17 protein-coding genes are annotated in these 21,405 nt (G+C 72.6%); 4 read left to right on the plus strand and 13 right to left on the minus strand.

The window, feature by feature from the left end; genetic code table 11:
• Window positions 1–13 precede the first annotated feature (13 nt).
• The 11 genes from KBX21_RS08510 to KBX21_RS08560 all read right to left on the minus strand — a co-directional run bounded on the left by KBX21_RS08510 (window position 14) and on the right by KBX21_RS08560 (window position 15,126).
• Complete coding sequence (locus tag KBX21_RS08510; RefSeq protein ID WP_210841556.1) at window positions 14–1,018, minus strand: sugar phosphate isomerase/epimerase; 1,005 nt, start codon at window positions 1,016–1,018, stop codon at window positions 14–16.
• 67 nt (window positions 1,019–1,085) lie between these two features.
• A complete protein-coding gene (locus KBX21_RS08515; RefSeq protein ID WP_210841557.1) occupies window positions 1,086–2,477 on the minus strand; it encodes an alkaline phosphatase family protein in 1,392 nt (463 codons plus the stop codon).
• A gap of 48 nt (window positions 2,478–2,525) precedes the next feature.
• Window positions 2,526–3,689, minus strand: a complete 1,164-nt coding sequence (eboE, locus tag KBX21_RS08520; protein ID WP_210841558.1) for a metabolite traffic protein EboE — start codon at window positions 3,687–3,689, stop codon at window positions 2,526–2,528.
• Entirely contained in the window at window positions 3,686–4,597 is a 912-nt protein-coding gene (locus KBX21_RS08525) for a TatD family hydrolase (RefSeq protein ID WP_049569731.1), read from the minus strand. The genes eboE and KBX21_RS08525 overlap by 4 nt, the downstream gene beginning before the upstream one ends.
• Window positions 4,598–4,605: 8 nt before the next feature.
• Window positions 4,606–5,277: an EboA domain-containing protein gene (locus KBX21_RS08530; protein WP_307869177.1), complete on the minus strand. Its 672-nt coding sequence runs from the start codon at window positions 5,275–5,277 to the stop codon at window positions 4,606–4,608.
• A 38-nt stretch (window positions 5,278–5,315) separates the two neighbouring features.
• Complete coding sequence (locus KBX21_RS08535; protein ID WP_210841559.1) at window positions 5,316–6,185, minus strand: sugar phosphate isomerase/epimerase; 870 nt, start codon at window positions 6,183–6,185, stop codon at window positions 5,316–5,318.
• Window positions 6,182–7,063 carry an SCO3242 family prenyltransferase gene (locus KBX21_RS08540; RefSeq protein ID WP_210841560.1) on the minus strand — a complete coding sequence of 294 codons (882 nt, stop codon included), beginning with the start codon at window positions 7,061–7,063 and terminating at the stop codon, window positions 6,182–6,184. Before KBX21_RS08540 ends, KBX21_RS08535 begins: the two co-directional genes overlap by 4 nt.
• A complete protein-coding gene (locus KBX21_RS08545; protein ID WP_210841561.1) occupies window positions 7,060–8,217 on the minus strand; it encodes an inositol-3-phosphate synthase in 1,158 nt (385 codons plus the stop codon). Before KBX21_RS08545 ends, KBX21_RS08540 begins: the two co-directional genes overlap by 4 nt.
• Window positions 8,218–8,263: 46 nt before the next feature.
• Window positions 8,264–9,046 carry a hypothetical protein gene (locus KBX21_RS08550; protein ID WP_210841562.1) on the minus strand — a complete coding sequence of 261 codons (783 nt, stop codon included), beginning with the start codon at window positions 9,044–9,046 and terminating at the stop codon, window positions 8,264–8,266.
• A gap of 129 nt (window positions 9,047–9,175) precedes the next feature.
• Complete coding sequence (locus KBX21_RS08555; protein ID WP_210841563.1) at window positions 9,176–13,519, minus strand: ThuA domain-containing protein; 4,344 nt, start codon at window positions 13,517–13,519, stop codon at window positions 9,176–9,178.
• 446 nt (window positions 13,520–13,965) lie between these two features.
• Entirely contained in the window at window positions 13,966–15,126 is a 1,161-nt protein-coding gene (locus tag KBX21_RS08560) for a Gfo/Idh/MocA family protein (protein WP_210841596.1), read from the minus strand.
• Window positions 15,127–15,241: 115 nt separating this feature from the next.
• On the opposite strand from KBX21_RS08560, the gene KBX21_RS08565 reads away from it, so the two are divergent.
• Window positions 15,242–16,471: an ROK family transcriptional regulator gene (locus KBX21_RS08565; protein WP_210841564.1), complete on the plus strand. Its 1,230-nt coding sequence runs from the start codon at window positions 15,242–15,244 to the stop codon at window positions 16,469–16,471.
• Window positions 16,472–16,480: 9 nt separating this feature from the next.
• Here KBX21_RS08565 and KBX21_RS08570 read toward each other — a convergent pair whose 3' ends face one another.
• Both KBX21_RS08570 and KBX21_RS08575 read right to left on the minus strand, forming a co-directional pair.
• Window positions 16,481–17,908 carry a DUF6177 family protein gene (locus tag KBX21_RS08570; RefSeq protein WP_210841565.1) on the minus strand — a complete coding sequence of 476 codons (1,428 nt, stop codon included), beginning with the start codon at window positions 17,906–17,908 and terminating at the stop codon, window positions 16,481–16,483.
• Between the two features lie 311 nt (window positions 17,909–18,219).
• On the minus strand, window positions 18,220–18,852 hold the full coding sequence (locus KBX21_RS08575) for a DUF6069 family protein (protein ID WP_049569760.1): 633 nt from the start codon (window positions 18,850–18,852) through the stop codon (window positions 18,220–18,222).
• Window positions 18,853–18,942: 90 nt separating this feature from the next.
• Between KBX21_RS08575 and alr the strand changes: the two genes are divergently transcribed.
• The 3 genes from alr to tsaB all read left to right on the plus strand — a co-directional run bounded on the left by alr (window position 18,943) and on the right by tsaB (window position 21,387).
• Window positions 18,943–20,070: an alanine racemase gene (gene alr, locus KBX21_RS08580; protein ID WP_210841566.1), complete on the plus strand. Its 1,128-nt coding sequence runs from the start codon at window positions 18,943–18,945 to the stop codon at window positions 20,068–20,070.
• Window positions 20,071–20,181: 111 nt separating this feature from the next.
• A complete protein-coding gene (gene tsaE / locus KBX21_RS08585) occupies window positions 20,182–20,688 on the plus strand; it encodes a tRNA (adenosine(37)-N6)-threonylcarbamoyltransferase complex ATPase subunit type 1 TsaE (protein ID WP_049569765.1) in 507 nt (168 codons plus the stop codon).
• 12 nt (window positions 20,689–20,700) lie between these two features.
• Window positions 20,701–21,387, plus strand: a complete 687-nt coding sequence (gene tsaB, locus KBX21_RS08590) for a tRNA (adenosine(37)-N6)-threonylcarbamoyltransferase complex dimerization subunit type 1 TsaB (protein WP_210841567.1) — start codon at window positions 20,701–20,703, stop codon at window positions 21,385–21,387.
• The last annotated feature ends 18 nt before the right edge of the window (window positions 21,388–21,405 follow it).

Genomic DNA, 21,405 nt, shown 5'->3' on the forward strand with positions numbered 1-21,405 from the left:
CCGGCCGGACCGGTCAGTCCGACCCGAAGGCGGAGTCGAAGGACGCCTCGGGGGCGTCGAAGGCGTTCGCCCTCACGAACCGCACCGCCTCGGCGGCCCCGGCCAGGCGGTCCATGCCGGCGTCCTCCCACTCCACGGAGATCGGCCCCTGGTAGCCGATCGAGTTGAGCACGCGGAAGCACGCCTCCCACGGAACGTCGCCGCGACCGGTGGACACGAAGTCCCAACCCCGGCGCGGGTCGCCCCACGGAAGGTGGGATCCGAGCCGCCCGTTGCGGCCGTTGCCCACGCGCTTGCGGGCGTCCTTGCAGTCCACGTGGTAGATGCGGTCGCGGAAGTCCCACAGGAAACCGACCGGGTCGATGTCCTGCCACACCATGTGGCTGGGATCCCAGTTCAGCCCGAAGGCCTCCCGGTGCCCCACGGCCTCCAGGGCCGCCTGGGTCGACCAGTAGTCGTAGGCGATCTCGGACGGGTGCACCTCGTGCGCGAACCGCACTCCCACCTCGTCGAACACGTCCAGGATCGGGTTCCAGCGGTCGGCGAAGTCCCGGTAGCCGGCCTCGATCACGTCCGCGCCGACCGGCGGGAACATCGCCACGTACTTCCAGATAGCCGAGCCGGTGAAGCCCACCACCGTGGAGACGCCCAACTTCGCGGCGGCCCGGGCGGTCAGCTTCATCTCCTCGGCCGCGCGCTGGCGGACCCCCTCCGGGTCGCCGTCGCCCCAGACCCGGGAGGGCAGGACGTCCTGGTGCCGGTGGTCGATGGGGTCGTCGCACACCGCCTGGCCCAGGAGGTGGTTCGAGATCGCCCACACTCCGAGGCCGTGCCGTTCGAGGATCTTCAGGCGCTCCCGGACGTAGGAGTCGTCCACGGCGGCGCGGGTGACGTCCAGGTGGTCGCCCCAGCAGGCGATCTCCAGGCCGTCGTAGCCCCAGGAGGAGGCGAGAGCGCACACCTCCTCGAAGGGCAGGTCGGCCCACTGGCCGGTGAAGAGGGTGACCGGTCGGGTCATCGGGCTGCCTCCAGGGTGGTCGTTGGTGGGACGGGGCCGGACGGCCCCGCCCCGGATCGCCGGGGGTTCAGCGCGGGGTCGGCCCCGCCGGTGCCGGCACACCGACGAGGCCGAGCATGAGGTCGCGCACCTCGGTGGCGGCGACGCGTTCGCGGGCGAGCGCGGGTTCGGTGCACAGCACGAGGGGCCCGTCCCGGGGATCGTCGTGCGGGCGTCCGTGCGTGCCGCGGACACAGCCCGGGTCCAGGGGGACGACGTTCATCGTGTAGCGCAGGCCCGCCTTCTTACGGACCAGGTTGGCCGCCGCCCTCGCCTTGACCAGGGGGTCGGCGGGGTCCAGGAAGAGTTCGGCCGGGTCGTAGCCGGGCTTGCGGTGGATGTCCACGCCACGCGCGAAGTCGGGGGCCGACCTGTCGTCCAGCCAGTAGTAGTAGGTGAACCAGGCGCCGGGCCGGGCGAACAGGACCAGTTCCCCGGAGCGTTCGTGGTCCAGCCCGTACTCCGCCTGGGCCCCGCGGTCCAGGACGAGGTCGACCCCGTCCAGCCCCCGCAGGTGTTCGGCGACCTTCGGCAGGTCGTCCGGGTCGCGGACGTACACGTGCGCGCACTGGTGGTCGGCGACCGCGAAGGCCCGCGAGGCCCACGGGTCGAGGTACTCCATGCCCTCCTGCGTGTACACCTCCAGGAAGCCCTCCCGGCGCAGCAGCCGGTTGACGTCCACCGGCTGGTCGGCGGGGGTGATCCCGTACTCACTCAGCACCAGGACGGCCGCTCCGGCCGCCTCGGCGTCGTCCAACAGCGGGGCGAGGGCGGCGTCGAGGTCGCGCACCGCCTGCCGCGCCCGTTCGGAGTCCGGGCCGAACCGCTGGAGGTCGTAGTCCAGGTGGGGGACGTAACAAAGGGTGAGGTCGGCCCGGGGCAGCAGCTTGCGGGTGGCGGCGACGATCCACTCGGTGGAGCGGATCGAGGCGGTCGGCCCCCAGTAGTTGAAGAGCGGGAAGGGGCCCAGCTCCGAGGTGAGTTCGTCGTGCAGCTCGACCGGCCGGGTGTAGCAGTCGGGGGACTTGCGGCCGTCCGCGTGGTAGACGGGCCTGGGTGTGACGGTCCAGTCGGTGGTGGCGCCCATGGCGTACCACCAGCAGACGTTGGCGGTCCGAAAGTCCGGGCGGTGGCGGCGGGCGGTCTCCCACACCTTCTCGCCCTGGACCAGCCGGTTGTGCTGACGCCACAGGTACACCTCACCCAGATCCCGGAAGTACCAGCCGTTGGCGACGGCGCCGTGGTCGGCGGGGGCGGTCCCGGTCAGGAAGGTGGACTGCACGGTGCAGGTGACGGCGGGCAGGACGGTGTCCAGCGGGGCCCGCCACCCGCGCTCGGCCAGTCGGCGCAGGCGTGGGGCGTGTTCGAGCAGGCGGGGGGTGAGCCCGACCGCGTTGACGACGAGGAGGCGGCTGGTCATGGGTGGCGGTCCCTTCCTTGGTGGGCCGTGGCGTGCCTTGGTGGGCCGTCAGAGCGGGGTGAGCCCGAGTGCGGTGAGCCGGTCCCGGGCCCAGGCCAGTTCGGCGGCGATCCCGGCGATCAGCCCCTCCTCGCCGACCGGCCGCCGGTCCTCGGGGAGCACCGTCCAGGTGTAGGTCTCCACCTCCACGTGGTCGGTGCGGGCGCTGTCGGGGCCGAACAGGCGGGACAGGGTCCGGTCGAGGTGGTCCGTGGTGCCGCGCAGGGGAGCGGCGGCCGGGGAGTGCAGGGGCGCGTGGAAGTGGGTGCGCCAGGGGCCCCGGCCGTCCAGGGGACGGGGACCATCGAGGGCCTCGGGCAGGTCGTCCCGGGCCCGGGTGCGACCCTCGTCCAGCTCCCGGGTCTGGTGCAGGAACCGGTCCTCGGCGAAGGCGGTGAGGGCGGCGCGGGTCCCGGGGGCGGTCGGGTCGGGCGCCTCCACGGCGGCAGACGCCTGGGTCTTGACCACCGGGAGTCCGGCCCGGGCCAGACGGTCCAGCGCGGCGCCCGGTTCCTCGAACTCCACGGCCAGGTGGCAGGTGTCCAGGCACACTCCCACGTGCGGGGGCGGGTCGGCGAGGAGCCGGGCGGCGTCCCGTGTGGTCTCCACGGCGCAGCCGGGTTCGGGTTCCAGGCCCACCCGGACCGGGCGCCCCGCGTCGGCCAGCCCGTCCAGCACGGCGGAGAGTTCGGTGAGGTGCGCTCGCGCCGCGGCCTGGCGCCCGGTGTCCCAGTGCTCCCGCCACGCCAGGGGCAGGGTGGAGACGCTGCCCCTGGCGGCGTCGTCGGGCATGAGCCGGGCCAGCACCCGCGCGCAGTCCACGGTGTAGTCCAGGCGGGCCCGCTCGGTCCAGTCGGGTGAGTACACGGCGTGCTTGACGACGGGCGCGTGGAACCCCGTGTAGGGGAACGCGTTGAGCGTGACGGTCTCCAGCCCGGCAGCCGCCAGACCCGCGCGCAGCCGGTCGGTGAGCGCGGGGGAGCGGGCCAGTTCGCGGGCCAGGGGCGCGGGCAGCCACAGGCCGAGCCCGAGCAGGTCGGTGTCCAGGGCCGCGCGGACCCCGCCGCCGAACACCCGGATCTGGCGCAGGACGCCGTCCAGGTCCTCGGCCGGGTGCACGTTGGTGCAGTAGGCGAGGTGGACGACGGTGCCGTCGGGGTGCCGGAACCTCATTCGGCGCCCCCTCGCGGGTCCTCCGCAGCGCCCTCCGGCGGCTCCACCTCCGGGCGTTCGCCGCGCAGGATCGAGTTGCCCGAGAAGGTGGCTCCGGCCGCCGGTCCCGTGTCCTCCTCCAGCAGCAGGCGGCCGCTGCGCCCGTAGAACTCCACGGGGTTGCGCCACAGCACGCGGTCCACGTCGTCCTCGGTGAATCCGGCCTCCAGCATCCGCTGACCCGTGTAGAGGGTGGTCAGCGGGTCGCTGTGCCCCCAGTCGGCCGCCGAGTTCACCACCATGCGGTCCAGACCCCACTCGGACAGCACGCGCACCATCCGCTCCGGGGACATCTTGGTGTCCGGGTAGATGGAGAAGCCCAGCACGCAGCCTGAGTCGCGCACCATCTCCACGGTGGTCTCGTTGAGGTGGTCCACCAGGACCATCTCCGGGGCGATCCCCGACTCCTCGACCAGCCGCAGGGTGTGCCGGGTGCCCTCGACCTTGTCCCGGTGCGGGGTGTGCACCAGCACCGGCAGACCGAACTCCCGAGCCAGTTCCAGCTGGTGCCGGAAGGCCTTCTCCTCCTCGGAGGTCCGCGAGTCGAACCCCACCTCGCCCACGGCCACCACTCCGTCCTTGGCCAGGTAGCGGGGGAGGAGGTCGAGCACCCCGGCCAGGCGGGGGTCGTTGGCCTCCTTGGGGTTGAGCGCGATCGTGCAGTGGTGGCGGATACCGAACTGGGCTGCCCGGAAGCGCTCCCAGCCGACCAGGCCGTCGAAGTAGTCGCGAAAGGAGCCCACACTGGTGCGCGGCTGCCCCAGCCAGAACGCGGGCTCCACCAGGGCCCGCACACCGGCGTCGTGCATCGCCTGGTAGTCGGCGGTGGTCCGCGAGGTCATGTGGATGTGCGGGTCGAAGATACGCATGACGCCTCCTATGAGCGGGGGGTCGGACCCTGTGGGCGGTCCGGGCCGGTGGTCCGGGGGAAGCGCTCCAGCACCCGGTGGACGTCGGCGGGCACCGCGCGGCCCGCGCGCTCGCGTTCACGGGCGAAGTCCGCGCACATGCGGGCCAGCTCGGCGTCGGCGCGCTCGTTCACCCCCGCCACCAGGCGCAGCGGCACCCCGACGAACAGGCACTTGAGCACGGTCTGGCGCCAGGCGTGCTCGTCCAGCAGGGCCTGGGCCCCGCTGGCCGCGGCCGCGGCGACCAGACGGGTGTCGTTGGTCCGCAGGGCGTCCGCCAGCAGGCGCCGGGCGGTGGCGGCGACCTCGGGCTCCCGGGTGTCCAGGCGGTCCAGCCCGTGCAGGACGGCGCGGCGCTCCTCGGCGTCCCCGTACTCGTAGAGGGCGTCCACCTCCCGGGCCAGGTCCGCCGGGGGCAGCGCCCCGGCCAGCACACGCAGCAGGTCCGCGCGCACCAGGTCGTCGAGGGTCGGCCCCTCCGCCCCGGTGGGGTCGCCGGAGGGTCCGGCGCCGCGCGCCACCCGGCGCGCGGCGGCCGGGAAGAGCACCGCGACGCGCTCCGGGTGCTCGGCCACCTCGGCGCGCAACGCGGCCAGCCTCGTACGCGCGTCCCCCTCCAACAGGTCACCGGCGTCCACCACGGTGCCTCCCCTCCCGGTTCGGTCTCCGCCCCTGCTGATCACTCCGGCTTCCCCCGTTCCTCCAGCACCCGGGACCAGGCCGCGTCCAGCGCCCGCTTGGAGCGCTCGGCGACCAGCGGGGCGGCGTGCCCGTGCCGGGGCAGCTCCACCGAAGCCAGCCCCGTGTAACCGACACGGTCGAGGGCGCCCAGCACTCCGGCCAGGTCGAGGTCGCCCTCCCCGAACTCCAGGTGTTCGTGCACCCGGGGGCGCATGTCGTCCAGCTGCACGTTGGCGATCAGGTCCCCGGCCCGGGCCACCGTGCCCTCGGGGCCGTCGGGCTCGTTGCACACGCCGTGCCCCACGTCCAGGGTCACCCGGAGCCGCGCGGGGTCGCCCAGCGCGCGCCGCAGCTCCAGGACGTCCTCCAGGCGCTCGGCGAACATGCCCGGCTCGGGCTCGAAGGCCAGGTCCACGCCGAGCTCCTCCGCCGTCACCAGGACCTTCTCCACGCCGGAGAGGAGCCGTTCGCGCCCCTCCTCCCGCGTGGCCCCGGCGGGCAGGACGCCCGACCAGAAGGACACCGCCTCCGCCCCGAGGGTGTGGGCGATCCGCACCGCGCGGCGCAGCAGGTCGACCCGCACGTCGCGGTCCCGGTCGGAGACCAGGGTGGGTTCGTGCTTGCGGCGCGGGTCCAGCAGGTACCGGGCACCGGTCTCCACGACCACCGCCAGTCCCAGCTCGTCCAGCCTGCGGGCGACCGCCGCCACCCGGGCCTTCACGTCCAGGGAGAACGGGTCCAGGTGCGGGTGGTCGAGGGTGAGACCGACCCCCTCGTAACCGAGGTCGGCGATGATCGCCAGGGCGTCGACCAGCCGGTGGTCCCAGAACCCGTTCGTCCCGTACCCCAGCCTCAGCTGCTCGCTCATGTCACCGACACCGCCCTCGCCGCCCGCGCGGTCACCGGTGCCCCGGCGGCCAACGCGCACGCGGTGCCCACCGCCCCGTACCGGGAGAGCAGCGCCGCCTGGAGCGGGATCATCCCCCGGATGCCGGTCCCGGTCGCCGCGCGCGCGTGGTCCGCGCTGGGTTCGGCCAACGCCCGGGCCTGGGCCGTTCCCACGGTGGCCGCGAACGAGCCAGCGAAGGCCCCGGCCGCCAGCTCGGCCAGCGAACCCCGCACCGTGGCGGGAGCCGTGCGCGCCGGGTAAGCCGCCACTGCGGCCCCGGCCAGGGTGCAGGCCAACGCCCCGGCGGCCACCTCCGGTCGGGTGCCGTGGACCTCGCCCCGGCTCAACGTCGTCACCCCGTAGGTGTGGACGGCCATGGCGGCCGCGGGCAGCGCGGCCGCGCCGGTCCGGTCACCGGCACCGAGCAGCACGTCCAGCCCCCGGTTGACGGCCATGCCCAGCGGGGCCAGGGGCGTGGGCTTGAGGACGAGGTCGTAGGTCCACACGGTGGTGGCCAGGGCGGTGGCCACCAGAGCGGAGCGGCCGCCCCCGGCCAGCGCGGCGATCCCCACCCCGGCAGCCGTGAGCCCGGTCGCCACGGCCAGGGCCTCGCCCGGGGTGACCTCGCCTGAGGGCAACGGGCGTTCGGGGCGCTCGACCGCGTCCAGGTCGCGGTCCGCGTAGTCGTTGAGCGCCATCCCGGCCCAGTACAGGCACACCGAGGCCGCGGGGAGGGCCCACGTGCCGGGCCGGTCCAGCCGGCCCGCGGCGGCCGCGCCGGTGAGGGAGTCGCCGAGCACGGTCAACGCGGCGGGCAGGCGCACCAACCGGGCCAGGGCCCTCAGCTTCCGGCTCATCCGCGCCCCGTCCCCTCGGCGGCGCACCAGGCGGTGAGCGCCTCCCACTGCGCCACCAGTCCGTGCACGTCACTCCCGGCCGGGTCCTTGAAGAAGAAGCCCAGTTCCGGGACCGGTCCGGACCGGCCGGTCCGGTGGGCGTGGGCGGCCAACCGGGCCAGGTCCAGGACCAGGGGCGCCGCCAGCGCCGAGTCGTAGCCGGACCAGGTGAACTGCAAGCTCATCCGGGTTCCCAGGAAGCCCTCGAAGGACACGTGGTCCCAGGCGGTCTTCGCGTCACCCAGGTCGGGCACGTAGTCGATGTGCAGGGGCCCGTCCACCGGGTGCCCCAGCAGGTGCTCCAGCCCCCGGGCCTTCGAGGCGGTCTTGTTCTCGTTGCTGGCGGGGTCGGCGAGGGTCGCGCCGTCGCCGCCGCCCAGGAGGTTCATGGAGGACCACGAGCGCACGCGCAGCGCCCGGGCCGCGAACATCGGCGCGAGCACGCTCTTGACCAGGGTCTCCCCGGTCTTGCCATCCGAGCCCGCCCAAGGCAGACCCAGTTCCCGTGCCAGGGCCGCCAGCGCGGGCGGGCGCGGCCCCGCGTTCGGGGTGAACTCCACGAAGGAGCACCCCGCCCGCAGGGCCGCGTAGGCGTACACCGAGCTGGCCGGGATCCGGGCGGTTCCCGCGTCCAGGGCCGCTTCCAGCAGTTCGGGTTCGTCCAGCTCGGGAACCCGCTCCGGGGCGGGCTCCGTGCTGGACAGGTCCACGACCACCACGCGCTCCACCGCCTCGCCTTCGGCGAACGCGCGCAGGTCCTGTTCCAGACGGTCCACATGACACCGGGCGAACCCCTCGGGGCGGGGCTCCACGCCCCGGCGGACGCGCCGGTCCACCGCGTCGAGCTCCTCGGCGAAGGCCTCAGGCAGGTGCGGCGGGATCACACCCGACCTGGCCAGCGGCTCCGCGCTCTTGGACAGGTGGGTGTCCGAGAGGTCGTGGCCGCCGAAGACCAGGTCACCGAGGCCGGGCAGGCCCGCGTCGGCGAACTCGGGGCGTTCGGTCACACACCCCGTCCGCTCGGCGGCGCCCGCCCGCACTGCCAGCGCGCCCAGGACGGCCGTGGTGGCGACCGACCCGCGCGCTCCGACCAACCACACTCCGATGCGTGTCATGTGCTCCCCTGCTGGTTGTCGTGCTGGTGCTGCTGGAGGCCCCGGCTCAGTGGCCGTCGTGGGCGGGCGGCGGCCCGTCCCCGGTCGCGCCGTCGCCGTCCTCGGCCTCGTCGGGCTGGAGGGCGCCGCTGCCCGGTTCGGAGGGTAGGTACAGGTGGATGTGGCCGTGCCCGGCGTCGATGCTGACCATGTCGAGCTGGGTGGCCGCCACCGACCAGGCCGTCACGGCTTGGTCGCGCAGGTCGGCGGCCAGTTCCAGAAGCTCGGTCTGCTGGTCCCCGTCGGACTGGGAGGCGGCCTGGTAGGCGCTCACCGCCGAACCGAGCAGGTCCACGGAGCCGTCGAGTCCGGCGAGGGTGACGTTGAAGTCGGTCTGGCCGGAGTCGCCGAGGTCGAAGTGGGCCCCGGCGTCCCGGATCGTGCCGAGCCAGGCGTCGATCTCCTCGCCGTCCGGGAAGTCGTCGGAGGGTGCGGAGCCGTCGGCGGGCAGGACCCCGTTGAGGGACTCCAGCGCCGGGACCAGCTCCTCGTGGGCGGCCCTGGTGTGGCCGATCAGGCTGGACACCTGGTCCACGTGGCGGGCGTCGGCGGAGGCCTCCAGCTCGGCCACCCGGGCCGGGTCCGGGGAGACCTGGTCGTCCCCGCCTCCGAAGAAGAGCACCACCGCGGCGACGACGGCGCCGACCAGCAGCACGGAGCCGCCGGTCAGCCACCAGGTGGTGGGATTGGAGTTCGCGGAGTGGACCCCCGCGGTCCGGTCCGGGGCGGTCTGGCCGCTCTCCGGGTCGGGGGACTTCCCCTGTTTGGTGCTCAAGGGGTCGGTGCTCACGGGCACCTCCTGTCAGGTTGACACTGGCCGGGTGACGGGCGGCGCGTGCCGTGCGAACGACGCCGCGGGGGTGTGGCGGGGCCGGGGGACGGCCCCGCCACGGTTCGTCGGGTTACTGCTGATCTGGGACTACTCGGGTACTGCGGTCAGGTGTTCGAGGCCGTCGGCCAGGCGTCCCAGCTCCTCTCGGGTCTCGGGGTCGGCCACGGTCTCGGCGGTCGTCCGGAACCGGTCGAGTGAGCGTCCGGCCTGCGCGGGCCGGCCCACGCTCACGTTGTGCTCGGCCAGCTCCAGCTGGCGGGTGAGCCGGGTGGCCTCGGAGGCGGTCAGAGCGCCCGCCTCGGCCAGTTCCCCGACCCGTTCGTGGACCTCGGCGAACGTGAACGTCTCCGTCTTGTCCTCCAGGTCGGTGACCTGCACGTCGCGGAACCACACGAGGTCGTTCGCGCCGTGGTTCTGGATCCCGACGTGCCCGGCCGAGAGGTCGCGGGCGGGGTCGGTGCTCTCGAACTCGTTCACCAGCTCGCCGTTGATCCACACGCGGATCATCGGGTCGTCGACCTCGATCTCCATCGTGTTCCACTCGCCCACGACCTCCGGGTGGGAGGTGGCCGCCTGGAAGGTGTAGATGGCCCCGGTCTGGGTGAGGGGGTCGCCCTCGGGGGCGCCGTACGGGTCGATCTGGATCTCGTAGCCCTCGTTGACCGCGACCCACGGGTCGTCGCCCGGGTCCGGGAAGCCGACGAAGACACCGGAGTTGTCGGACTCCTCGTGGGTGAGGTAGTCCAGCTTCAGCCGGTAGGAGCCGAGCTCGTTCTCGTGCCAGAGCAGGCCCATCCCACCCTCGGTCTGGAGGACGCACCCGTCACCGTCGTCGACGATCTCGAAGCCGCCCGGACCGGCCATGTTCCAGCCGTCCAGGGACTCCCCGTCCCACAGGGCGCGGTAGCCGTCGTCGAGGTTGGGCGGCGCGCACTCCACGGGGGAGGGCTCGTCGCCGACCGTGATGGTGTGGGTGGCGGAGGCGCCGGTGCGGCCCTCGCCGTCCGTGGCCACCGCGCTGACCGCGTACTCGCCGTCGGGGACGTCGGACCAGGTGGCCTCGTAGGGGCCCTCGGTCACCGTGGCGACCGCCTGCCCGTCCACGAGGAACTCCACTTCCTCGATCCCGGCGTCACCGTGGTCGGTGACGTCGGCCGCGAGCGGGACGTCCTCGCCCGACCCGAAGGTCGCGCCGTCGTCCGGGCTGGTCAGCTCGGTCTCCGGCCCGTCCCCGTGGCCGCCGTCGTGGTCCGCGTTCACATCGAAGTAGTTGACGTTGAACAGCGCCTCGTCCCCGGCTCCGTCGTTGACGAAGACCAGGTGGAGGTCGATCGTGCCGCCGGGGTCGGTGACGTCCTCCATCGTGACGTCGGTCCACTCCTGCCAGCCGCCGGTGGGCTCGACGTCGACCGAGCCGACCAGTTCGCCGTCGGGGGAGTCGGCGCGGGCCTCGATGGTGCCGCCCGCCCCTTCCGAGGCCACACGGAAGCCGATCTGCTCGACCCCGTGGAGGTTCACCGGGTCGTAGGCGACCCAGCTGCCGTGGTGGATGCCGCCGAGGTTGCGCAGGCCCCCGTTGGGGTCCTCCGTGGCGTCGGTGACCACTCCCTCGCTGCCGGTGAAGTACTGCGCCTGCATCCGCGACGGGTTGAGCTTGATCCCGTCGCTGCCGGTCAGGGACGGGACGCCGTCCCCGCCACGGTCGGTGTACTCGGCCTGGAGGACCCAGAAGATGTTCATGTCGTGGCCGTGACCGCCGTCGGTCCCGGTGACGCTCACACCCTCACAGCCCTCGTACTGGGTCCAGGGGTGGGCATGGGTGTCGTGGCCCAACGAAGAGGTGACGTCCACCTCGCCGCAGTCGATCCCGTCGCCGATCGACCCGTCCTCGGCGTCCTCCACGGTCACGTCGAACGGGATCTCGTCGCCCCAGTCGAAGAACTGGCCGTCCCGGGGCGTGTCGAAGGCGACCTTGGGCGCGGTGTTGCCCGCGGTGATCGTCACCGTGGCCGTGCCCGTGCGCTCCTCGGTGTCGGTCAGGGTGAGGCTGACGTTGTACCGGCCGGTCTCCTCGAAGGTGTGCGTGGGCGCGGGGTCGGTCGAGGTCGTGCCGTCCCCGAAGTTCCACGCGTAGTCGAAGGCCAGGCCTCCGGGGTGGAAGGAGTTCTCACCGGAGAACTCCACGGTCAGCGGCGCGGGGCCGGAGGTGGTGCTGCTGCTGATCCGGGCCACCGGGCTGTTGCCCGACCCGGAGTAGTCGATGCGGGAGATCGCCGAGTCCTCGGCCCCGCCGAACCAGCCGGAACCGTACTCCAGCACGTACAGGGCGCCGTCCGGGCCGAACTCCATGTCCATGGGGTTGGCCAGGTCGATGTCCGGGACGGTCTCGGTGATGTCGAGGACACCGCCCTCGTCGTCCAGGTGCACCTGCTTGATCCACTGGCGGCTCCACTCGTACAGCAGCGGGACGCCGTCGTAGTACTCGGGCCACTTGTTGTCCGACTCCAGCTCCGGGTCGAAGCTGTACGCCGGTCCGCCCATCGGGGCGCCGCCGCCGGTGCCCAGGTGCGGGAACTCCTCGGACTCGTCGTAGCCGTACCAGATCGCCGCCGGAGTGACCGGGGGCAGCTCCGTGAGGCCGGTGTTGCGCGGCGACTCGTTGACCGGGGCGTCGCAGTCGAACGGCTCCCCGGAGGTGCCGGATCCGAAGTCGTACTTGTTGTAGGCGGAGTTGTTCCCGATGCAGTACGGCCAGCCGATGTTGACCGGCTCCGTGATGTGGTGCCAGGTGACCGTGTTCTCCGGGCCGCGCTCGGGGTCGGCCACGGGGGAGTCCGGTCCGTAGTCGGCCAGGTAGACGCTGCCGTCGTTCTGGTCCACGGAGAACCGGAACGGGTTGCGCAGACCCATGGCGAGGATCTCGGGACGGGTCAGGTCGGCGTCGGAGGTCTCCGGCGGGAACAGGTTCCCCTCGGGGATCTCGTAGCCGCCGTCCTCGTCGACCGCGATGCGGATCAGCTTGCCGCGCAGGTCGTTGGTGTTGGCCGAGCCGCGCTGGGCGTCGAAGGCCGGGTTGCGGCTCTCCCGCTCGTCGTGCGGGCTGAACCCGTCCGAACCGAAGGCGCTGGTGTCGTCGCCGGTGGAGAGCAGGAGGTTGCCGTCCGGGTCGAAGTCGATGTCGCCGCCGACGTGGCAGCACATGCCGCGGGTGGCCTCGACCTCCAGGATCACCTGCTCGCTCTCCAGGTCCAGGGACGGTTCGTCACCGTCCACGAACTGGAAGCGGGAGAGGTTGTTGTGCGCCTCGAAGGGCTCGAAGTCCTCCGGTGAGCCGTTCTCCGGTGCCGCACCCGAGGGGACGCCGTCGATCACGGGCGCGTAGTACAGGTACACCCACCCGTTCTCCTCGAAGTCCGGGTCGAGCGCGATGCCCTGGAGCCCGTCCTCGTCGTGGTCGTAGACGGGCACGTCCGCGAGCGCGTTGGTGCTGTAGGTCTCGGGGGACCACATGGACACCTGGCCGTTGCGGGAGGTGTGCATGATCCGGCCGTCCGGGAGCACCGCCATCCCCATGGGCTCGCCGACGTTCTCCTCGCCCTGGGCGAGCGTGACCTTCTCGAAGTTGTCCCACTGGGTGGCACCGCAGTCGCCCTCGACCTGTCCGGCGGCCCACTCGAGGCCTCCGAGGAGGTGGGCGGTGAACTCCGGCTCCGAGTACGACTCGACGGTGTGGCCGCCGCCGGTGTACCAGGACCTGCCGCCGTCGTACACCTGACACCAGGCGATCGGGTGGTCGAAGCCCATCTGCCCGGCCGGGTCGACGACGTCCTCGTAGGAGGCCTCGTTCAGGCCCGCCAGGACGTGGACGTCACCGCGCGGGCTGACGTCGTAGTCGTACCACTCGTCGTGCCGGTCCCAGCTGGCCGGGAGCATGGAGGTGGAGGGGTGGGTGCGGTCGTTGACCATCACCTCGGCGTCCTGGGTGCCGGGCGGGTGGCTGGCGAAGTACGCCCCGACCAGGTCGCCGTACCACTCCCAGTCGTAGTGGGTGTCGGAGGCGGAGTGGACGCCGACGTAGCCGCCGCCGCCCTGCACGTACTCCTCGAACGCGGCCTGCTGGGTCTCGTCCAGGACGTCGCCGGTGGTGGAGAGCCAGATGACCGCGTCGAAGCGGGCCAGGTCCTCCGGGTTGAAGATGTCGGAGTCCTCGGAGTGCTCGGTCTCGAAGCCGTGCTCCTCGGCGAGCGCCTCGTAGAGGGCGACGCCGTAGGGGATGGAATCGTGCCGGAAGCCGGTGGTCTTGGAGAAGATGAGCGCGGTGAACGGGTCCTGTTCGTCCGCGTCGGCTTGGGCCGGGACCGACGTCAGCCCGAGGGCCAACGCGACGCTCGCCGTAAGGGCGCCCAGCGTTCGTAGGGATCTTCTGATCACGGGAAACCTCACCTGGGGGTGGGGGGTCGATGAGTCCGTGCGGCGTGCCGGCGCCGACGGCAGGGACGGTGGCCGCGTTCGCGTGCACGGCGGGGGGCCGTGCGGCGGGTGCGAACCGTCGGGGAGTACCTGCTATCGCGTTCGGAAGCGGGGGGTGGCCGCCTCATCGGTGTGATCAGGTCACGGAGGTTCCTTTCGTCGGGGGCAGGGACGAGCGTGGGCAGGACGGACGGCTCGCCGCGTTCGCGTGCGCGGCGGGGGGCGCCGCACGGACGCGACCGTGGCGATGTCTGCATTGTCCGTCGTGGCGGTCACGATGAACAGGGGCTCTGAGTGACCTGTTGAGGCCCCTGGGTTCACGCTCCGTAACAGTTCCAGGTGAACGGCACCGAGGGCGTATCGGCTATTCGTACAAACCTGGACGAGGCCGACCCTTGAGGCGGCCATCAGTGCCCCGTCCGGGACTCGACCGGGGGCACGTCGACCCAGCGGCGTTCCCGGGCCGACTCCAACACCGCCTCGGCGAGCACGGCGGCCCGAAGACCGTCCGCGAAGACGGGAAGACCCTCGGGTTCCCCGCCCGCCACGGCGGCGCCGGTGTCCTTGACCAGGGCGTTGAAGCAGTCCTGGTAGCCCTGGGGGTGGCCCACTGGAAGGGTGACCAGTCGGGCGGCGTCCGGGCTGAGATCGGGGTCGTCACGGGAGATGATCGCGGTGCGGTCGCGCCCGCCCGCCCAGAGGGTCTCGGGCCGTTCCTGGTCGAAGCGGAGCGACCCCTCGGTGCCGGAGACCTCGAGCACGAGCTGGTTCTTGCGGCCGGGGGAGACCTGGCTGATCACGGCGCTGCCGACGGCTCCGCCCGCTGTGGAGAACTGGAAGGTCACCAGGTCCTCCGTGGTGACCGCGCGGCCTCCTCCCTCGCCCCGGTGCTCGTTGAACCGGGAGGTCTGGGCGCTGACGGCGGTGATGCGGTCGCCGGTGACGAACTCCAGCATGTCGCACCAGTGGGAGCCGATGTCGCCGAAGGCCCGGGAGGGGCCGCCGATCTCCGGGTCCACCCGCCAGTTGTCCTCCTGGGGGTAGAGGAGCCAGTCCTGGAGGTAGCCGCCGTGGGCGAGTCCGACCCTGCCGACGGCGCCCGCGGCCACCTGGGCGCGGGCCTCGCGGGCCATGGGGTGGAAGCGGTAGACGAAGGGGACGACGGCCACGCGGTCGGCCTCGTGCGCGGCCTGCGTGAGGCTGCGGGCCGTCTCGGCATCGGTGGCCAGGGGCTTCTCGCAGACCACGTGTTTTCCGGCTGCGAGGGCCGCCCGGCTGAGGGGGGCGTGCAGGTGGTTGGGGGTGCACACGTGCACCACGTCGACGTCGGATCGGTGGATGAGTTCGAGGGCGTCGGCGTGGGCTCGGGGGAGGCCGTGCGCGGCGCGGAAGTCCTCGGCTTTGCCGGGGGAGGATCCGGCCACCCCGACGACCTCGCCGCCTGAGGCGCGGACGGCGTGGGTGTGGACGCGTCCCATGAAGCCGGTGCCGATCACCGCTGCTCGATAGGCCGAGGGGGCTGTCAGTCCGGGCGTTGGCGAATCACCCAGACCTGTGACTTTTTTCACTGACATGTCCGAGACGTTACGTCTGACTTATGTCGAAGGTCAAGCATAAGTTGCCGGTTGTGGACAAAATAGATGGATGACGGCCACTCAATAGATCCTGTGCTTCACTGGTCCCATGACGGAAGACGCGCTGACAGCCCCGGGGGGACCGGGGGCGACACCTCTGCGAGCCCCGGCCGCCACAGCCGCGCCCGGTGCCGGGACCCTGCTCCGGCTGCTGCGCGACGGTCGCCCACGCACTCGCTCCGAACTGGCCGCCGTCACCGGCCTGGCCCGTTCCACGGTCACCCAGCGCGTGGACGCGCTCCTGGCCAGCGGACTCATCGGCCCGGCGGGGGAGGCCGTCTCCACCGGAGGACGGCCGCCGACGACCTTCTCGTTCCGCCCCGACGCGCGCGTCGTGCTCGCCGCGGACCTGGGCGCCACCCACGCCCGGCTCGCCCTCACCGACATGTCGGGGACCGTGCTCGCGGAGGACCGCGCCGACATCGACATCGCGCTGGGCCCCGAACCCGTCCTGGACTGGGTGCTGGACCACGGCCTGTCCCTGCTGGAGTCAGCCGGACGCGCGACCGAGGACCTGCTCGGCGTCGGCGTGGGTCTGCCCGGCCCCGTGCAGCACTCCACGGGACGCGCGGTCAACCCGCCCATCATGCCCGGCTGGGACGGCTTCGACGTGTCCGGCCACGTGCGCGGCCGCATCGACCGGCCCGTGCTGGTGGACAACGACGTCAACATCATGGCCATCGGCGAACACCACGTCGCCTGGCCCGGCGCCAGCCACCTGCTGTTCGTGAAGGTGGCCACGGGCATCGGCTGCGGGATCGTCAGCGAGGGCAGCGTCTACCGGGGCGCCCAGGGAGCCGCCGGGGACATGGGGCACATCCACGTGCCCAACGGCGCCGACCGGCCGTGTCGCTGCGGCAACACCGGCTGCCTGGAGGCGGTGGCCAGCGGACACGCGATCGCCGAGACCCTCACCGCGGAGGGGGTCCCCGCCTCGGGAGCCCGCGACGTGGTGGAGCTGTCCCGCAACGGGTCCGTCCCGGCGCTGCGCGCCCTGCGCCAGGCCGGTCGCGACGTCGGCGAGGTCCTGGCCGCCTCGGTCAACATGTTCAACCCGTCGGTGATCGTCATCGGTGGCGCGCTCGCCACGGCCGGGGACCACCTGCTCGCGGGGGTGCGCGAGGTCATCTACCAGCGCTCGCTGCCGCTGGCCACGGAGAACCTCAGCATCGCCTCGTCGAAGGCCGGGGAGAGCGCGGGCGTGATCGGCGCGGCGGTCATGGTCATCGAGCACTGCCTGAGCCCCGAACACGCGGAGTCCCTCGTCATGGGCGCCTGACGGGGGTACTCAGCTGCGGCGGTCCCGGCTGACGGGGCGCAGGTGCCGCATCAGGGCCTGGAACCTCTCCCAGCTGTCCGGCTCCACTCCGTCGCCGATCCGGTACCAGATCACCGGGGTCATGGGCGGGCCGAAAGACCTACCCTTCACCGGTCCGGCCAGGGCGTTCTCCCTGCCCACGGCGGTGATCCCCTCCGCGCCCACGGCCAGGCCCACCGGAACGGGGACTCCGGCCCAACGCGGGGGCTGGAGCAGGTCGGCGCGGCCGTGCGCCCGCCGCACGGTCATGGAGCGCAGCCCGTCGCGATCGGACAGGGCGCGCACGAGCGGTCGAAGGGCGTCCAGATCCGGCTCCTCACCCTCCTGGTAGCCGACGGTGAAGCGGACGTACTCGCGCACCCCCGACTCCGTGCGCGCCACCCGTAGCTGCCCGGCGAACGGCCGGACGCCCTCATCGTCGGAGTCGCCCGGCTGGCCCCCGAACACCAGGGTGGTCTCGCTGGGGGCCCTGTTGCGCGCCATGGCGGTGACGGCCGCCGCGTCCCACTCGCGGGTCAGCGGCTCGGAGACGCCCCACACCGAGGGCCGGGCGCCGCCCAGACGCTCGGCCAGCAGCTCCACGACCCCGCCCAGCTCCAGGCCGTCGCTGGCCGGGTGGTCCATCTGGAGGTCCACGTGCAGCTGCGTGCCGGTCACGTGCTCCTCCCGGGCACGGAAGTCCGGGTGCGGGCCGTCCTCGGTCACCGCGTTCGGGTCCGGGACGTAGCCCACCCCGTCCTGCCAGGTCAGGGGTAAGCCGTTGAACCCGTCGTAGTGGTGCCCGTCGGCGGTGCGCACCGCCCACGTGGCGTTCGGGTTGCCCAGGAGCGAGCGCAGCGCGTGGGTGAGCACGCTCGTGGAGGGGGTGACCAGCTGGATACCGAGCCCCTCGCGCCCGTACCGGGCCAGGGCGTCCACGGTCCAGCTGGACAGCGACACCACCGGCCGGTCCTGCACCAACACGGCGTTCTTCGCGGTCAGGGCGCTCACCGCCGGGTGATCGGTGGCGCCGACAAGGGAGTCGTCCCGCTCCAACCGTGACGGGGGCTCCCAGACGACCCCGCCGTGCTGGTCGACCAGGTGTCCGACGAACCGCCGGGCCAGCTCCGCCGTGTCCGGGGTGACCAGGTCGGCGCCCCGGGCCTCCACCCACAGCGGCTGGGCGGGCAGCTCCTCGCTGACCCCGTCCTCCAACAGGCGGTCGGCCTCGGTTGCCACCGCCATGCGCTGCGCGGACTGCACGGCCAGGACGAGCTGGCCGGAGTCGTCGCGTAGCTCCACGACGGTCCCCTCCGCGACCAGACGGATTCTCAGGTCGGGATCGGCCGCCACCATCGCGTCCAGGAGCGAGCGGCGGCTGGGGCTCTCCGCGAGTAGGGCGATCACGTCACGGCTCAAGGGGGAGTCCTCCGGGAAACTGAGCGGAACGGGGGGTTTCGCGTCGTTCCCACGCTACTGGGAACCGCGCCCGCGTTCCCGCGTGCCCCCGCCCACCGCGGGCGGCTCCCGCTTCGGCTCCCCGTCGGCGGAGTCGACCTCCTCCGACCGACCAGAGCGAATCATCGGGGGTGGGGAACGAGGATGAGCCCCTTCCGAATCCGCGAGTCATCGACGAACGGCGTTCGACGAGGCCGCGCACTGCGAATCCTGGCACGCGAAGGGGGCGGGGCCCTCTCGGGTCCCCGCCCCCGGTGGTGTCGCGTTCTCCGTCAGTCGTCGCGCGTGCCGTGACGGGCACGGTCCTCCTCCGCCCGCTGGGCCTCCGCGCGGCCGCGAGCGGCGTCGTAGTCGGCGTCCTCCTCCATCGCGCGGTAGCGCGTGGGGTCGTACTCCCGCTGTCCGACGTCGGGCAGGACGCCCTCGTGCCTCAGGGCCGGGCCCTCGTCACTCCTGGCCTGCCGGGGAACCCGGCTGACGACCGCGGTCCGCCCCACGCCGCGCAGCAGCGAGGCGATGGCGATACCGCAGACCAGGTTGATCAGGCCCGTGGCGATCTGGCTGGAGATCTCGGCGCCCTGCGTGAAGGGCGTGACGGCCGCGATGGCCGTGGCCAGACCGACGATCCAGCCGAAGAACGAGAGCGCCCGGGGTGCGGACAGCAGCAACAGGTGCAGCAGCGCGGTCGCCAGCAGGGCGACCACCCCCGCCAGGAGCGCGTAACCGACCGTTCCGGCATCCCCGAGGTGTCCGGCCTCCTCCGGTGCGAGCACCGGAATGCCGAAGATCCCGCGAACCACCAGGGTCCCCGCGAAGATGACCAGTGCGGCGACCACCGCGGTGGCCAGTCCGCCGGACCAGAGCCGGGTCACGTTGACGGCTCGTTCACTTCCCATTTCGTTCATACCGATATCCCCAAAATAGGGCTCGAACTCGGTCGTAGGCCACATACCCGCAGCTCCGCAGCGGTAACCCACGCGTGGAACACTGTGGTCATGGCTCCTTTCGCGCACGCTCGCGTCGATCTCGACGCGATCGCCTCCAACGCCCGGCTGCTCAGCGAACTGGCCGGGGGGACGCCCCTCATGGGGGTGGTCAAGGCCGACGGCTACGGCCACGGGATCCTGCCCGCCGCGCGTGCGCTGATCGCGGGCGGTGCCTCCTGGTTGGGGACCGCGCTCATCAAGGAGGGCCTGGAGCTGCGCGAGGCGGGCATCACCCTGCCCGTGATGTCCTGGATCATCCCGCCAGGAGAGCCCGTGGGTGAGGCGATCGAGGCCGACATCGACCTCGGGATCAGCGACCGCGCCGTCCTGGACACCGTGGTCTCCGAGGCCCGCCGCCTGGGCCGGGTCGCGCGGGTCCAGCTCAAGGCGGACACCGGCCTGAACCGGGGCGGCGTGACCCGGCGCGAGTGGGCGTCCGTGGTCGAGGCGGCCGCGCGCGCGGAGGAGGAGGGCGCCGTCCGGGTCACCGGTGTGTGGTCGCACTTCGCCTGCGCGGACGAGCCCGGCCACCCGTCGATCCAGGCACAGTTGGACGTCTTCCACGAGGCCCTCATGGTGGCGGACAAGGCGGGGCTGACCCCGGAGGTCCGGCACATCTCCAACTCGGCCGCGCTGCTCACTCTGCCCGAGGCCAGGTTCGATCTCGTGCGGGCCGGAATCGCAAGTTATGGTCTCAGTCCGATTCCGGGTTTTGGTGTGCCCGGATTGCGTCCCGCGATGACCTTCGAGTCGAGCGTCGCGCTCACCAAGCGCGTCCCCGAAGGCAGTGGGGTCTCCTACGGACACCGTTACGTCACCAAGGACGAGACCACCCTGGCCCTGGTGCCGCTCGGCTACGCGGACGGCGTGCCCCGCGCGGCCACCAACCGGGGCCCCCTCCTCGTCGGCGGCGCCCGCCGCACCATCGCGGGAACAGTCTGCATGGACCAGTTCGTTGTGGATGTCGGGGACGACCCGGTGGAGGCGGGCGACCTCGCGGTACTGTTCGGCGACCCGAGCGCGGACCCGGCCGTGCCCACCGCGCAGGACTGGGCCGACGTCCTGGACACCATCCCGTACGAGATCATCACGCGGATCGGCGCCAGGGTGCCCCGCGAGTACGCGGGCGGGGCCTGACGCACTCCCCGATATCGGTCACGAACCTTCCCCACCCGGCCTAACCTGGGTGAAGAGGGACCTTCGGCGCGCTCCGACGCTGACCACCACACGGACCTACCTGTGAGAGCGATGACAGACACCACAGCCACCACCGCGTCCCACGTCCACGCGGTCACCGCCGCGACGGACGAGGAGATGCGCGTTCTGGGCCGTGACCTCGCCGCCCTCTCCCGCCCCGGGGACCTGCTGATCCTCTCCGGGCCGCTGGGAGCGGGCAAGACCACCCTCACGCAGGGGCTCGGACAGGGCCTGGGCGTGCGAGGGTCGGTCACCTCGCCCACCTTCGTCATCTCCAGAATCCACCCGTCCCTGGTCGGCGGTCCCGCCCTCGTGCACGTGGACGCCTACCGGCTCGGCGGCCCCGACGAGGTCGACGACATCGACCTGGACATGACCCTCCCCGAGTCGGTCACCGTCGTCGAGTGGGGTGAGGGCGTGGCCGAGGGACTGGCCGACGACCGCCTGGAGATCCGGATCGAACGCCACCTTGACGACACCCGCACCGTCCACCTGCGCCCCGTCGGCGCCCGGTGGACCGACATCGACCTCCCCGGCACCGCCGCCGGGAACGGATAGGGCGGAACACCCGTGCTTCTCCTGGCCTTCGACACCGCCACCCCGGCGGTCACCGCCGCCATCGGGGAGACCACCCCCGACGGTTCCTTCCTGCTGCGCGCCAGCGCCGGCTCGGTGGACGCCCGCCGCCACGGCGAACTCCTCGCGCCCACCATCCAGAACCTGCTCACCGAGGCGGGTCTGGTACTGGGCGACCTCGACCACATCGCGGTCGGCATGGGCCCCGGTCCCTACACCGGCCTCCGGGTCGGTCTGGCCACCGCCCACGCCCTGGCCGACGCCCTGGACGTCCCCTGCCACGGGGTGACCACCCTGGACGCCCTGGCCTTCGCCACCCGGCGTACCGGACCGTTCCTGGGTATGACGGACGCCCGCCGCAAGGAGGTGTTCTGGGCGCGTTACGACGACCACCTCACGCGGGTGGGGGAGGTCCATGTGGACCGGCCCGCCGAGATCGACACCGAGGGCCTGCCGCTGGTCGGTGACGGCGCCCGGATGTACGCCGAGGTGCTGGGCGCCGACCCCGAGGACACCGCAGCCCTGGCACCGCTCCACCCGGACGCCGCCGCGATGGCCGAACTCGCCCTGCTGCGCCTGCACCGCGGTGAGAAGCTGCCCGAGCCCACCCCGCTCTACCTGCGCCGTCCCGACGCGGTCGAGCCCGGTGCCCCGAAGAAGGTCCGCCAGTGGGTGAGGTGACCGCGCCGGTGGGACTGC

Origin of the sequence: Nocardiopsis sp. B62 (assembly GCF_018070675.1) — a bacterium.
Lineage (GTDB): Bacteria > Actinomycetota > Actinomycetes > Streptosporangiales > Streptosporangiaceae > Nocardiopsis > Nocardiopsis prasina.

What these genes read in the sequence shown, in the direction of transcription:
- KBX21_RS08565 (WP_210841564.1), top strand. Translation starts at nt 15,242, where the DNA reads ATGACGGAAGACGCGCTGACAGCCCCGGGGGGACCGGGGGCGACACCT.
- KBX21_RS08535 (WP_210841559.1), bottom strand. Translation starts at nt 6,185, where the DNA reads ATGAGCGAGCAGCTGAGGCTGGGGTACGGGACGAACGGGTTCTGGGAC.
- tsaE (WP_049569765.1), top strand. Translation starts at nt 20,182, where the DNA reads ATGACAGACACCACAGCCACCACCGCGTCCCACGTCCACGCGGTCACC.
- KBX21_RS08510 (WP_210841556.1), bottom strand. Translation starts at nt 1,018, where the DNA reads ATGACCCGACCGGTCACCCTCTTCACCGGCCAGTGGGCCGACCTGCCC.
- KBX21_RS08540 (WP_210841560.1), bottom strand. Translation starts at nt 7,063, where the DNA reads ATGAGCCGGAAGCTGAGGGCCCTGGCCCGGTTGGTGCGCCTGCCCGCC.
- KBX21_RS08525 (WP_049569731.1), bottom strand. Translation starts at nt 4,597, where the DNA reads ATGCGTATCTTCGACCCGCACATCCACATGACCTCGCGGACCACCGCC.
- eboE (WP_210841558.1), bottom strand. Translation starts at nt 3,689, where the DNA reads ATGAGGTTCCGGCACCCCGACGGCACCGTCGTCCACCTCGCCTACTGC.
- KBX21_RS08545 (WP_210841561.1), bottom strand. Translation starts at nt 8,217, where the DNA reads ATGACACGCATCGGAGTGTGGTTGGTCGGAGCGCGCGGGTCGGTCGCC.
- alr (WP_210841566.1), top strand. Translation starts at nt 18,943, where the DNA reads ATGGCTCCTTTCGCGCACGCTCGCGTCGATCTCGACGCGATCGCCTCC.
- KBX21_RS08515 (WP_210841557.1), bottom strand. Translation starts at nt 2,477, where the DNA reads ATGACCAGCCGCCTCCTCGTCGTCAACGCGGTCGGGCTCACCCCCCGC.
- KBX21_RS08575 (WP_049569760.1), bottom strand. Translation starts at nt 18,852, where the DNA reads ATGAACGAAATGGGAAGTGAACGAGCCGTCAACGTGACCCGGCTCTGG.